Origin of the sequence: Pseudorhizobium halotolerans (assembly GCF_902153235.2) — a bacterium.
In the GTDB taxonomy this organism is placed as follows: domain Bacteria; phylum Pseudomonadota; class Alphaproteobacteria; order Rhizobiales; family Rhizobiaceae; genus Neorhizobium; species Neorhizobium flavum.
In genome coordinates this window covers 15,132-27,916 of the sequence record NZ_CABFWE030000001.1, presented here as the reverse complement: position 1 = coordinate 27,916, position 12,785 = coordinate 15,132, and the positions used below count along the sequence as shown (strand labels likewise).

Below are 12,785 nucleotides of genomic sequence, written 5' to 3'. Positions count from 1 at the left end.
GTCGGGGGAGGGGGCCATGGTCATTCGGCCTTTGCTGCAGTTGGGATTGGGTCGGCGAAGGCAGACATGGCGATGCCGAGGGTTCGGCGAAGCGCGACGTGCAGCAGGATCGCCTCGATTGCCATGGCGCAGGCGGTCGCGGTCGCCGCGCCGTTCAGCCCGAAACGAGGGATGAGCATGATGTTCATCAGGATGTTTGCCACCAGCACGATCGTGTAGAGAACCACGCAGAGGTTCTGACGGCCGGCCATGCTGAGCAGCACCTCGGCGGGGCCGACCAGCGACTTGGCGAGGATGCCCGCAAAGAGGATCGGGAGCAGCCAGTAGCCAATCGTGAAGGCCGGGCCGAAGAGGGCGAGCAGGTGTTCGCCGAGCAGCAGGATGGCCGAGCCCAGAAGGAGAGCGGGCCAGAAGCTCCAGCGTGCCGCCTGTCCGGCGAATGCCGCCAGTTCCGAGGTCTCGCCGCTCGCAAGTATGGCCGAAAACCTCGGGCCAGCCGCAGCCTTGACGGCGAAGGCGACGAACTGGACGAGCACGATCGTCTTTGTGGCGGCGAAATAGATCGCCACCTGGTCGGGGGGCAGGTAGAAACCGACGACGACCACGTCGGCATTGGTTAGCAGGAAGCCGATCCCGTCAATCAGGAAGATCGGCAAGGAATAGGCGAACCAGGCCCCTGCGTTGAGACGAATCGGGCCATCGCCGAAGGCGCGCCGCAGCCGTTGGCGCAGGCGCATGTACTGGATCAGCGTCGTGACATAGGTCGCGGCAAGAGCGGCTTCCATCGCGGTCACCGCGGTGTCGGGCGCGCCGAGCCAGACGGCGCCGACCATGAAGAGCAGGATCAGGGTCGGACGGATCAGGAAGGTCGGCGTCAAGGCCGTCACCGTCCAGCCGCTTGCCCGTGCGGTGCCGTCAAGGACGTCGCCAAGCGCGATCATCGGCAGCGTGAAGAGCGCCAGGAACAGAGGCGCCAGCCAGTAGGCTTCGAAAGAGTCAGCGAAGAGGCGCAGAAAGATAAATCCCAGTGCCGCAAGCACGCTTGCTGAAAGCATCGCAAAAATGCGCGCCGTGACATGGAGGCCGCGCGCAGAGGCGAAATCACCGTCCGCCTGGTGCTGCGGCAGGAAGCGGATCACGGATGTATGGAAGCCGAGGCAGGAGAGGTTTCCCGCCAGAACGACGATCACCCAGACGAAGGCGAAGATGCCGTATTCGAACTCCCCCATCAGGCGGGCAAGGATGATCTGGGAAACGAAGGCGATGGCGGCACTAACGACGCGAATGGCGAAGGCGACGAGAGCCTGCCGCTGGGCACGGGCCGTCTCGCCGTCCAGGGCATTTGCCTCGATCGCCCGGTCGAGCACAGGCCTCAGCCTGGAGCGCAGGCCTTGGGGCAGATATCTCTCCGCTGTCTCGAGAACCGCCATGATCGGCACGCACTACTCACATGAACTCAATACCGGGTAGCCAAGTCTTGCCACGACAGGGTTAACAATCCTTTGGAGCAGACTGGAGCACACACGAAAATGCCGCCCGGAGGCGGCATCTTGATGTGTTGCTGACGGAATCTCAGGCCTGCTCGAAGGCGCCGTGGCAGTGCTTGTATTTCTTGCCAGAGCCGCAGGGGCATGCCTCGTTGCGCCCCACCTTGCCCCAGGTCTCGGGGTCGGCAGGATCGCGGTCGTCGGGTGGCACCTGCAGGCCAGAATCATTACCGCCTGCGAAGTCGTCGTCGCCCGTCGAAGGGTCGATATGATGGGGTTCCATGACCGGGGGCGGCTCTGGCGAAGGCTGGGCCTCGCGCACGAGTTCGACACGCATCATCTGCGCTGTCACGGCTTCGCGCAGGTTGGCAAGCAAGGCCTGGAAGAGTTCGAACGCCTCCGACTTATATTCCTGCAGCGGATCGCGCTGGGCGTAACCGCGGAAGCCGACGACGGATCGCAGGTGATCGAGGTTGACGATATGCTCGCGCCACAAGTTGTCGAGTGTCTGAAGCACGATGGATCGCTCGACATAGGTCATGATGTCGGCACCAAAGCGCTCGGTGCGGTCGGCAACCGCCTTGTCGGCAGCTTCGGTGATCCTCTCGCGGATATCGTCCTCGCCGATCCCTTCTTCCGTCGCCCAGTCGGCAACGGGCAGGTCGAGGTTCAGCAGACGCTGGACGTCGTTGTTCAGCCCGGCGACATCCCATTGCTCGGCATAGGCACGTTCCGGAATATGCTTGGCGACCATCACCTCGATCACCTCGTTGCGCATGTCCGCAACGATCTCCTTTAGGTCGTCGGCATTAGCATCCATCAGTTCGATGCGCTGCTCGAAGATCACCTTGCGCTGATCGTTGGTGACGTCGTCGTATTTCAGGAGGTTCTTGCGGATGTCGAAGTTGCGGGCCTCGACTTTGCGCTGCGCTCGCTCCAGCGCCTTGTTAATCCATGGGTGGACGATGGCCTCGCCTTCCTTCAGCCCGAGCTTCTGCAGCATTCCGTCCATGCGGTCGGAGCCGAAAATGCGCATCAGGTCGTCCTGCAGCGACAGGTAGAACTTGGAGCGACCGGGGTCGCCCTGGCGCCCTGAGCGGCCACGGAGCTGGTTATCGATGCGGCGGCTTTCGTGCCGCTCGGTGGCGATGACGTACAGGCCACCGGCTTCGAGGGCCTTCTGCTTCAGCGCTGCGATTTCCGCCTTGATGGCGTCAGCCTTGGCGTCTCGCTCCGGACCTTGCTCCATCTCGGCCAGTTCATGCTCGAGACGCATGTCAAGGTTGCCGCCAAGCTGGATGTCCGTACCGCGGCCAGCCATGTTGGTGGCGATGGTGACGGCGCCGGGAACGCCGGCCTGGGAAACGATATAGGCTTCCTGCTCATGGTAGCGGGCGTTCAGGACCTTGAAGTCCTTGAAGCCGGACTGGCTCAGCATCGTGGCCAGAAGCTCAGACTTCTCGATCGACGTCGTGCCGACCAGGACCGGCTGGCCACGTTCGTGGGCGGCCTTGATCTCGGCAATGATTGCCTTGAACTTCTCCTCGAAGGTCCGGTAGACCTCGTCGTCCTCGTCGATGCGCTGGATCGGCAGGTTGGTCGGAACCTCGACCACTTCAAGCCGGTAGATGTTGCTGAACTCTTCCGCTTCCGTCGCAGCCGTACCGGTCATGCCGGCAAGCTTTTCGTACATGCGGAAGTAGTTCTGGAAGGTGATCGAGGAGAGCGTCTGGTTCTCCGGCTGGATCTGCACCTTTTCCTTGGCTTCAAGCGCCTGGTGCTGGCCTTCCGAATAGCGGCGACCCGGCATCATGCGGCCGGTGAATTCGTCGATGATGACGATTTCGCCGTTGCGGACGATGTAGTCCTTGTCGCGGGTGAAGAGCTTGTGGGCCTTCAATGCGTTGTTGATGTGGTGGACGATCGCGACATTCTCGACGTCGTAGAGGCTCTCGCCTTTCAGGAGATCAGCCTGGCGAAGCAGGTTCTCCAGCTTTTCGGTCCCAACCTCGGAGAAGTTTGCCGACCGTTGCTTCTCGTCGATCTCGTAGTCGCTTTCGTCCAGCATCGGAATGAAGGCGTCAATCGTGTTGTAAAGTTCGGAGCGGTCGTCGAGGGGGCCGGAGATGATCAGCGGCGTGCGCGCTTCGTCGACAAGGATCGAGTCCACTTCGTCGACAATGGCATAGTTGTGGCCGCGCTGAACCATCTGGCCGCGGTCATACTTCATGTTGTCGCGCAGATAGTCGAAGCCGAGTTCGTTGTTCGTCGCATAGGTGATGTCGCAGGCATAGGCCGCGCGGCGCTCTTCGTCGGAAAGGCCGTGGACGATCACGCCGGTGGTGAGACCGAGAAAGCCGTAGAGGCGGCCCATGGTCGCTGCGTCACGGCGGGCGAGGTAATCGTTGACGGTGACGACATGGACGCCCTTGCCGGCCAGTGCATTCAGGTAGACGGCAAGTGTCGCCACCAGCGTCTTGCCTTCACCCGTCTTCATCTCGGCGATCGCGCCGTCGTGGAGGATCATCGCCCCCGTCAGCTGGACGTCGAAGGGTCGCATGCCGAGTACCCGGCGAGAAGCTTCGCGAACCACCGCAAATGCCGGGGTGAGGAGGTCATCAAGGCTTTTGCCTGCCGCGAGTTGGTCGCGGAACTCGGCCGTCTTGGCCGCCAGTTCCGCATCAGTGAGAGCCTTCGTCTTCTCCTCGAGGGCGTTGACAGCATCGACGCGGGACTTGTAGGAGCGGACGCGGCGCTCGTTTGCCGAGCCGAAGAATTTGCGGGCCAATCCGCCGAAGCTGACCATTCGAATGGTCCTTTCTGGTTAAACGTACTTGTGATCGCAGGCCGGCCTACGGCTCTGCAGAACCGTCAAAATCGCCCGCTACGCCCGGAAACCCATCTGGACGCAAAGTTGCGTGACAGATAAGAGGGGGTCGATTTGATGTCAACGGTAACGGCCGATACACAAAGGCCACATTCCGATGTTTGTGAACGCGTTCCGGCCGGCTTCGGGCTATATCGAGACCGGCAATCATTCTTGAAAGGTGACTTGATGCTGCGCCATAAACTTCTCGCCACGGCTGCCCTTGCTGTCGGGCTTTCCTTCGGTGCCTCCGCCTTCGCGCAGGAAGATGCCGTCGTCGCCAAGGTTGGCGACCTGGAGATCCTTCAGTCCGAGCTCGACTTGGCCGTGGCCAACCTCGATCCGCAGCTCCAGCAGCTTCCGGACGAGCAGAAGCGCGTGGCTGCCCTGTCGGGCGCGATCGACGTGAAGCTGCTGGCCCAAGGCGCTGCCGAGGAGGGGCTTGCCGAGACGGAAGATTTCCAGAAGCGGATGGAGTACATCAAGGATCGCGAGTTGCATAACTCTTACTTCCGCAAGCACGTTGTCGACGCCGTCACCGACGAAGAGGTCAAGGCACGCTATGAGAAGGAAATAGCCGCCCTGCCGAAGCAGGAAGAGGTCAACGCTCGCCATATCCTGGTCAAGACCGAGGAAGAGGCCAAGGCGGTCATCGCTGACCTCGACGCGGGCAAGGATTTCGCCGAGCTTGCCAAGACGAAATCGGAAGATTCCAACAAGGACGACGGTGGCGACCTCGGCTGGTTCTCGAAGGGCCGCATGGTCCCAGAATTCGAGGAGGCTGCCTTCGCGCTGGAAAAGGGTGCCTACACGAAGACGCCGGTGCAGTCGCAGTTCGGCTTCCATGTCATCAAGCTTGAGGACCGTCGTGACGTCCAGCCCCCGGCGCTGGAACAGGTTGAGCCGCAGGTTCGCCAGCTGGTCATGCGCGACAAGTATCTGGCGCTGATCGAGAAGGCCAAGGCGGAGCAGACGGTCGAGATCATGGACGAGACGCTGCGCAAGGGCTATGAGGACGTCAACAAGGCGCCCGATGCCGATCCCGCAGCCGGCGAAGCGCCCGCGCCTCAGCAGTAAGTAATTTACAAGGGCCCGGTTTTCCGGGCCTTTCCATATTCAGTTTGGATGCCTCCGATGTCCGCTTCCGTCTCCCCGCTTGCTCCAAAATCCTACCCGGACATGCCGCCGATCCGCGGCCTACGCATGGCAACCGCTGCCGCCGGGATCAAGTACAAGAATCGTACCGACGTTCTGCTCATGGTGTTTGACCAGCCGGCAGTGGTGGCCGGTGTATTCACGCGCTCCAAATGCCCCTCGGCGCCGGTCGATTTCTGCCGCGCGAATTTGCCTCATGGCAAGGCAAGGGCGGTCGTCGTCAATTCGGGCAATGCGAACGCCTTCACCGGCCTCAAGGGCAGGGCCGCGACGGAACTGACGGCGAAGTCTGCGGCCTCGGCCGTGGGATGTGCTGAGAACGAGGTATATCTGGCGTCGACGGGCGTGATCGGCGAGCCGTTGGATGCCGGCAAGTTCGCAGGGGTGCTCGGCGATATGAATGCCGATGCAAAACCGGATTTCTGGCTGGACGCTGCCAAGGCCATTATGACCACCGACACCTATCCGAAGGTCGCGACACGCTTGGCTGCCATCGGTGGCGTCACAGTGACGATCAACGGCATTGCCAAGGGGGCGGGCATGATCGCGCCCGACATGGCGACCATGCTGTCCTTCGTCGCGACCGATGCGGACATCGCGCCGGACGTACTGCAGCAGCTGCTGTCCGCCGGCGTCGGCCCCACCTTCAACTCCGTGACCGTCGATAGCGACACCTCCACCTCGGACACGCTAATGCTCTTTGCCACGGGTGCCGCCGCGGCCGACGGACAGGCGAGGGTCACCTCTGTCGAGGATCCGGCACTGGCGGAGTTCCGAGCCGCGCTGAACGCGCTTCTCAAGGACTTGGCGCTCCAGGTGGTTCGCGATGGCGAGGGTGCTCGCAAGATGGTGGAGGTCACCGTAACCGGCGCCGAGACCGACGCCGCTGCAAAGCGGATCGCGCTCTCCATCGCCAACTCGCCCCTCGTCAAGACGGCGGTGGCCGGCGAAGACGCCAACTGGGGCCGCGTCGTCATGGCGGTCGGCAAGGCCGGCGAGATGGCCGACCGCGACCGGCTGGCGATCTGGTTCGGCGATGTCCGTGTCGCAGTCAACGGCGAACGCGATCCGGACTATTCCGAAGCGGCTGCCAGCGCGGTCATGAAAGAAGAGCACATTCCTGTCCGGGTGGATCTCGGGCTGGGTGAGGGGCGGGCGACCGTCTGGACCTGCGACCTGACGAAGGAATATGTGGCCATCAACGGCGATTACCGGAGCTGATGCGGGCGATGCAGGCAACACCGTCCGCGAGCAATCTGCCGCTGGTCCGCCGTCTGGAGGCCGTCGGCTTCCGGGCCTGGCCGGCCGCCTCGGTGATCTATGACGGCAGCTGGCAGATCCGGCTTGCGGGCGGACATCCCTCCAAACGCCTCAATTGCGTCGTGCCGCTCGATCCTTCCGATTTCCGGGACATGGACCTGCGCCTCGACAAGGCAGCAAAGCGCTTCCAGGCCTACGGCCGGCCGCTCATCCTGCGCGAGACGCCATTGGCGCCCACGCAACTTGTCGAGCACCTGTCCCAGGCCGGCTGGAAGCGGTTCGAGACGGTGAACGTGATGACGGCGGATCTTGCTCGCCTGGCATTGCCGGATACGATTGATCACCTCCCCACGCATGATGTCAGTCGCTTCATCGACGCGAGCCTGCTGGTCGCCGGGGAGGATCCGGCGCTCAAGCCCGCGCTTGCGGAAGTTCTCAACGCCATCAAGCCGGCGAAGGGGCTGTTCACGATCGAGAATTCTGCGGGCGGACCGGTCGCCGTTGCCCTCTGCGTCCAGGATAACGACCTCGCCGGCGTCATGGGACTTGCCGTCGCCGCCAGCGCACGCGGTCAGGGGCGCGGAACGGAGATCCTGTCCTCCGCCCTGCGCTGGGCCCGCATCAGCGGGGCCCGGAGCGCTTGGATTCAGGTCGTAGCGGACAACTTAGCGGCGCTCGGGCTGTATCGGAAGTTCGGTTTCCGGCAAGCCTATCAATATCATTACTGGCGGGAGGCCTAAACGTGGTGCAATCTCAACCGCGGCGAATGCTGCTGGTCGCGGCCTGCGCCCTCGTCGACACCGACAATCGTATCCTCCTGGCGCAGCGGCCGGAAGGAAAGGAACTGGCAGGTCTTTGGGAATTCCCGGGCGGAAAGGTGGAGCCGGGTGAAACACCCGAAGAGACGCTGATCCGTGAGCTACAGGAAGAGCTCGGGGTAACGACGAAAGTCCCCTGCCTGGCTCCGCTCACTTTCGCCAGCCACACCTACGACACCTTCCATCTGCTGATGCCGCTCTACATCTGCCGGCGCTACGAGGGCATTCCACGGGGGATGGAGGGCCAGGCGATCAAATGGGTTCGCAGCCGCGACCTCCGCACCTACCCTATGCCGCCCGCCGACGAGCCGCTCATCCCCTTTCTCCAGGATCTCCTGTAGAGGCCGGGCAACAGTTGCGCCTATTCGTAAATCGGCGTTAACAGATCGTTTAACCAATTCGCCTAGTCTCGAGGCTTACCAAGGCAGTATCTGCGTCGAGGCTTTGAAACATGGACGAGGAATTGTGGAAGACTGTGCGGGTCCGGAACCGGTCGTCGTACAGGTCGGGCAAGACCGGCGCCCTGAATATCGCCCTCCTGTTCGGCACGGCGGCAATAGCTCTATCCCTCATCGTGACACCCATGGTCGCCGATAGCGGCGATGCCCGCCGCCTTGCGCATGTGCAGGAAGAGTTTGACCGCATCACCACGGGCTCGATCAAGCCGGCGGAAAAGGGGTCGAAGCAATATACCATTCGCCGCAGTATCCTTCAGGAAACGCCCGGATCGGTCTGCATCATCCAGCCCTACGACACGGACGCGCGCTGCTAGCCCAGGTCTCCCTGAGAAAGGAAATACCGCATGCGTCTTCTGAACGCGTTCTCGGGCAGCAAGGACGGAGCAACCGCTGTCGAATATGGTCTGATCGCAGCTCTCATCGCTGTCGGCCTCGTCGCGGCCTTCGGCGGCTTCGCCGATACTCTGGTGGGCGTGTTCGAGACGATCGAAGGCTATCTCACAAACGCCGTCAACTAGCGCTTCCGGGCTCCTCATCGCGCGGTACACGCAGGGCGTCGGCGAGCCGCATCTTGGCGGAGCCAGGCTTCAGCGGCTTCTGCTGACTTTCATGCGGTGCCCAGCCCGAGATGTAGATGATGGAGAAGGTTGCGCGGATGCGTCCGTCCGGATCCGCGTAGCGTTCCCCGTACAACTCCGCTGCCCGCACGAAGAAGCCCCGGCTGACGGGCTGCCGGCTGCGCCCGACCAGCGGATTAGCCATTCCCATCGCACGGATGTCGCGCATCAGCGGGAATATGGAGTCGTAGCGGACCGTGTAGTTCTCGACATCCACCACCGGCAGGGTGAAGCCTGCCCTTTGCAGCAGCGTCCCTACATCCCGAACGTCGGCGAAGGGGATGACGCGAGGGCTGGCGCCGCCGGTCCGTTCTATCTCGGTCGCGAGCAACACATCGCGCAGTTCGGCAAGGGTTCCGGCTCCCGGTATCGCCGCCATGAACAGGCCGTCGGGCTTCAGGGCCCGCCGGATGCGGACAAGCATGCCCGGTGTATCATTGACCAGGTGGAGGGAGAGCGGCGAAAGCACAAGACTGGCCGAAGCCGGCTCCAGCGGTAGGTGGTCGAGCGCAGCGACCGTCAAGGGCTCACCGGACGCTGCGAAGACGGAACTGGTCTCGACCCGCTCGATGCTGGCGATCCTGCCGGTTTCTTTCGCAAGGCGTGCTGCGATGCCTGTGCCGCCATGGAGTTCAACAGCGGTCTCGAACCGTCGCTCCACGACAGCGAGCCGTTCGGCCAGCTCGTGCGCCACCAGGTCGAGCAGGAAGGAGGATCCCGGCTCGGCATTCCTGAACGCCCGTTCCCGCCGTGCCGCCACCAGCGCCTGGTCGAAAAGAATCTCCATTAAGCTCGGTCCTTGCATTTCCAGTTGCGGAATGGCGCGTCGCGGGCGCAAATGTCAATCCATGGGGGACGGACACAAGTCGGCTTTTGGTATGCCAACTCCGCGCAGATCGGCCTGGCTGCGCTGGATCGCCGACCTTGTCTACCCACCTGCCTGCCCCGGCTGCGGCGTGATCCTCGCCGGGCAGCCGAGCTTTTGTGCAACGTGCTGGCGCAAGATCCGTTTCATCGAACGACCCTATTGCGAGGTCCTCGGCATCCCGTTCGGATATGATCCGGGTGAGGGCATGGTATCGGCGGAGGCGATCGCCACGCCGCCGGTCTTCGATCGGCTGCGCAGCGTCGCGATCCACGAAGGTCCCGTGCGTCATCTGGTCCACGGGCTGAAATATCGCGATCGCACCGACCTTGCCCCCATGATGGCCGCCTGGATGCTGCGTGCGTCCGAGCGGCATGTCCTCGAGTGCGACGGAATCCTGCCCGTCCCCCTGCATCGTTGGCGGTTCGCCGGGCGGAAGTTCAACCAGTCAGCGGAGCTTGCCCGGCAGCTCGCGTATCTTTCGGGCCGGCCGTTCCTGCCGGCGACGCTGGTCAGGGTGAAGAAAACGGCGCGGCAGGTCGGGCTGACCGCCAGACGTCGCGAGGAGAATGTCCGTGCGGCCTTCAAAGTGGTGCCGGGCCGAGAGATGGACGTCGCGGGGAAGCATCTGGTGCTGGTCGACGACGTCTTTACCACGGGCGCGACGGTCTCCTCCGCGACCCGAGCGCTCAAGAAGGCGGGAGCGGCGGAAGTCACCGTTTTGACCTTTGCAATGGCTATCGCCGGGCCTATATGAAGCTTCAACCACCAACTGCGCGGCTCTTCCCACCTGGTCGCTCCCGGAGAATCTCGATGGCAGATGTTACGATCTACACCCGCCAGGGCTGCGGTTACTGCTCCCGCGCCAAGTCTCTGCTCCAGTCCAAGGGCGTAGACTTCACCGAGCACGATGCGACTTATTCGCCGGACGTGCGCCAGGAGATGATCGGTAAGGCTGGCCGTTCCACCTTCCCGCAGATATTCATCAATGGTGAGCATGTCGGTGGCTGTGATGATCTTCATGCGCTCGATCGTGCCGGCAAGCTCGATCCGATGCTCGCCGCCTGAGGGAGAGGGACGATGACGTTCAAGGTTGCTGCCATCCAGATGTGCTCCGGCGTCGATCCGGACCAGAACGCCGCCGATATGGCGAGGCTCGTGCGCGAGGCCGCGTCCCAGGGCGCGGTCTATGTTCAGACGCCGGAAATGACCGGTGCTGTGCAGAAAGATCGCGCGGGGCTGATGGCGGTGCTCAAGGACGAGGCGAACGACGTTATCGTTTCCACTGCCCGTGAGCTTGCTCGCGAACTTGGCATCCATGTCCACGTTGGTTCCACGGCCATTGCGCTGGACGACGGCAAGATCGCCAATCGCGGCTTTCTGTTCGCGCCGGATGGAAACCGGATCTGCACCTATGACAAGATCCACATGTTCGACGTCGATCTCGACAATGGCGAGAGCTGGCGCGAGAGCGCCGTCTACCGGCCAGGCGGAGAGGCAAGGGTGGCGGAGCTTCCCTTTGGCAAGCTCGGTTTTGCGATCTGCTACGACGTCCGCTTCCCGGCGCTGTTCCGCACCGAGGCTGTAGCCGGGGCTGATGTGCTGACAGTCCCGGCGGCGTTCACGCGGCAGACGGGCGAGGCGCATTGGGAAGTGCTGCTGCGGGCTCGTGCCATCGAGAACGGTGCGTTTCTGGTTGCCGCTGCCCAGGCGGGCGTGCATGAGGATGGACGCGAGACCTTCGGTCATTCGATGATCATCGATCCCTGGGGCAAGGTACTTGCATCGGCCGGAGGCAGTGGCGAGGCCATCGTGATCGCTGACATCGACGTCGACCAGGTGAAGGCCGCGCGGGCCAAGATCCCGAACCTCAAGAACGCTCGCGACTTCACGCTCGACACGGTGGCCGCGGAGGCGAAGGGGGTCGCCGCGTGATCCGCTATTCGCTTGTCTGCGACAATGTCCACGGCTTCGAAGGCTGGTTTTCAGAAAGCGCGGACTTCGATCGGCAGGTCGAGGCCGGGCTCCTTACCTGTCCCGTCTGCGGCTCCGCTGCTATCTCCAAATCACTGATGGCGCCCTCCGTCTCCACCGCGCGCAAGAAGGAGGAGAAGCAGGCCGTTGCCATGGACCTCGCACAGAAGCAGGTGATAGCGAAGATCCGCGAAGCGGTGGCTGCGATCAAGGCCAACGCCGAGGATGTCGGGGAGAAATTTCCGGAAGAGGCCCGCAAGATCCATTACGGCGAGGCCGATGCACGAGGCATTATCGGCCAGGCGAGCTTCGCGGACGTGCGCGATCTGCTCGATGAAGGGATTGAGGTGGCACCGCTGCCGGTGCTGCCCGAGGATGCCAACTAGGGCTACGCCGGCCGCTTCGCCAGCAGCATGTAATTGACGTCCATGTCCGGCGAGAGGTTCCATCGATCCTGCAGGGGATGGAAGAAGACGCCGGTGCGGTGAATGATGTCCATGCCGCTCGCTCCAAGCGGCGCTTCCAGTTCCTCTGGCCGAACCAGCTTCTCGTATTGGTGCGTGCCCTTGGGCAACCAGCGCAGGATGTTCTCGGCAGCGAAGATCGCCAGCGCGCGGGCCTTCATGGTGCGGTTGATCGTCGCCACGAACATCAGGCCGCCCGGTTTCACCATGGAGGCGCATGTGCGCATGAAGAAGTCGACGTCGGCGACATGTTCGACAACCTCCATGTTGAGGACGACGTCGAACATCTCGCCGGCTTCGGCCAGCTGCTCTGCCGTGACGGCGCGGTAGTCGATCTCGACACCTGTTTCTGCGGCGTGTGTCTGCGCAATCCTGATGTTCTTTTCCGACGGGTCGGCGCCCACGACGGTCGCGCCCATGCGGGCGACCGGTTCCGAGAGAAGGCCTCCCCCGCAGCCGATATCAAGGACGCGAAGGCCGGAGAGCGGCAGGTGCGCCCTTGGATCGCGGCTGAAATTCTCTGAAACCCTGTCACGGATGTAGGCTAGGCGCACCGGATTGAACTTGTGCAGCGGCTTGAACTTGCCGGTCGGGTCCCACCATTCTGCCGCCATGGCGGAGAAGCGGTCAACTTCGCTCTGGTCGATCGTGGTCTTGGCGGCATCGGTCATGGGGTGTCATCTCCGGCGTTTGAACCTGAGGTCGGACGATCGGCTGCAGAAGTCAAGGGCCGTTCCCGATGCCAGCGATGCGCCGGGCGCTGCTGGCATTCCTGCGCCACTATCTCTAACCCCTGGGCCGTTCATAACCGGTTCAGGGGC

General features: G+C 62.9%; 14 protein-coding genes. 10 read left to right on the top strand and 4 right to left on the bottom strand.

All coding sequences use genetic code 11. From position 1 onward, the window contains the following. Positions 1–20: 20 nt before the first annotated feature. Positions 21–1,430: a lipopolysaccharide biosynthesis protein gene (locus FN060_RS00130; RefSeq protein WP_142586738.1), complete on the bottom strand. Its 1,410-nt coding sequence runs from the start codon at positions 1,428–1,430 to the stop codon at positions 21–23. 142 nt (positions 1,431–1,572) lie between these two features. Next, positions 1,573–4,293, bottom strand: coding sequence for a preprotein translocase subunit SecA (secA, locus tag FN060_RS00125; RefSeq protein WP_142586368.1), 2,721 nt, complete (start codon positions 4,291–4,293; stop codon positions 1,573–1,575). Positions 4,294–4,542: 249 nt separating this feature from the next. Here secA and FN060_RS00120 point away from each other — a divergent pair, with 249 nt between their 5' ends. From FN060_RS00120 to FN060_RS00095, 6 genes are all read left to right on the top strand, one after another. Next, positions 4,543–5,430, top strand: a complete 888-nt coding sequence (locus FN060_RS00120) for a peptidylprolyl isomerase (RefSeq protein WP_142586367.1) — start codon at positions 4,543–4,545, stop codon at positions 5,428–5,430. 57 nt (positions 5,431–5,487) lie between these two features. After that, complete coding sequence (gene argJ / locus FN060_RS00115) at positions 5,488–6,729, top strand: bifunctional glutamate N-acetyltransferase/amino-acid acetyltransferase ArgJ (protein ID WP_142586366.1); 1,242 nt, start codon at positions 5,488–5,490, stop codon at positions 6,727–6,729. An 8-nt stretch (positions 6,730–6,737) separates the two neighbouring features. Next, positions 6,738–7,508, top strand: a complete 771-nt coding sequence (locus FN060_RS00110) for a GNAT family N-acetyltransferase (RefSeq protein WP_142586737.1) — start codon at positions 6,738–6,740, stop codon at positions 7,506–7,508. A gap of 26 nt (positions 7,509–7,534) precedes the next feature. Next, on the top strand, positions 7,535–7,927 hold the full coding sequence (gene mutT / locus FN060_RS00105) for an 8-oxo-dGTP diphosphatase MutT (RefSeq protein WP_052640270.1): 393 nt from the start codon (positions 7,535–7,537) through the stop codon (positions 7,925–7,927). Positions 7,928–8,037: 110 nt separating this feature from the next. After that, positions 8,038–8,358, top strand: coding sequence for a hypothetical protein (locus tag FN060_RS00100; RefSeq protein ID WP_142586365.1), 321 nt, complete (start codon positions 8,038–8,040; stop codon positions 8,356–8,358). A 30-nt stretch (positions 8,359–8,388) separates the two neighbouring features. Further along, entirely contained in the window at positions 8,389–8,562 is a 174-nt protein-coding gene (locus FN060_RS00095; RefSeq protein ID WP_142586364.1) for a Flp family type IVb pilin, read from the top strand. On the opposite strand, the gene FN060_RS00090 is transcribed toward FN060_RS00095, so the two are convergent. Then, positions 8,555–9,448 carry a methyltransferase domain-containing protein gene (locus FN060_RS00090; protein ID WP_142586363.1) on the bottom strand — a complete coding sequence of 298 codons (894 nt, stop codon included), beginning with the start codon at positions 9,446–9,448 and terminating at the stop codon, positions 8,555–8,557. The genes FN060_RS00095 and FN060_RS00090 overlap by 8 nt on opposite strands. 91 nt (positions 9,449–9,539) lie before the next feature. Here FN060_RS00090 and FN060_RS00085 point away from each other — a divergent pair, with 91 nt between their 5' ends. The 4 genes from FN060_RS00085 to FN060_RS00070 are packed head-to-tail and all read left to right on the top strand — an operon-like array spanning position 9,540 to position 11,886. Beyond that, positions 9,540–10,283 carry a ComF family protein gene (locus FN060_RS00085; protein ID WP_244665641.1) on the top strand — a complete coding sequence of 248 codons (744 nt, stop codon included), beginning with the start codon at positions 9,540–9,542 and terminating at the stop codon, positions 10,281–10,283. Positions 10,284–10,339: 56 nt separating this feature from the next. Then, positions 10,340–10,594: a glutaredoxin 3 gene (grxC, locus tag FN060_RS00080; RefSeq protein ID WP_077548703.1), complete on the top strand. Its 255-nt coding sequence runs from the start codon at positions 10,340–10,342 to the stop codon at positions 10,592–10,594. A 12-nt stretch (positions 10,595–10,606) separates the two neighbouring features. After that, positions 10,607–11,461, top strand: coding sequence for a carbon-nitrogen hydrolase family protein (locus tag FN060_RS00075; RefSeq protein ID WP_142586361.1), 855 nt, complete (start codon positions 10,607–10,609; stop codon positions 11,459–11,461). After that, complete coding sequence (locus FN060_RS00070; protein WP_142586360.1) at positions 11,458–11,886, top strand: DUF1178 family protein; 429 nt, start codon at positions 11,458–11,460, stop codon at positions 11,884–11,886. Before FN060_RS00075 ends, FN060_RS00070 begins: the two co-directional genes overlap by 4 nt. Before the next feature lie 2 nt (positions 11,887–11,888). Here FN060_RS00070 and ubiG read toward each other — a convergent pair whose 3' ends face one another. Next, positions 11,889–12,635, bottom strand: a complete 747-nt coding sequence (ubiG, locus tag FN060_RS00065) for a bifunctional 2-polyprenyl-6-hydroxyphenol methylase/3-demethylubiquinol 3-O-methyltransferase UbiG (RefSeq protein ID WP_142586359.1) — start codon at positions 12,633–12,635, stop codon at positions 11,889–11,891. Positions 12,636–12,785 lie beyond the last annotated feature (150 nt).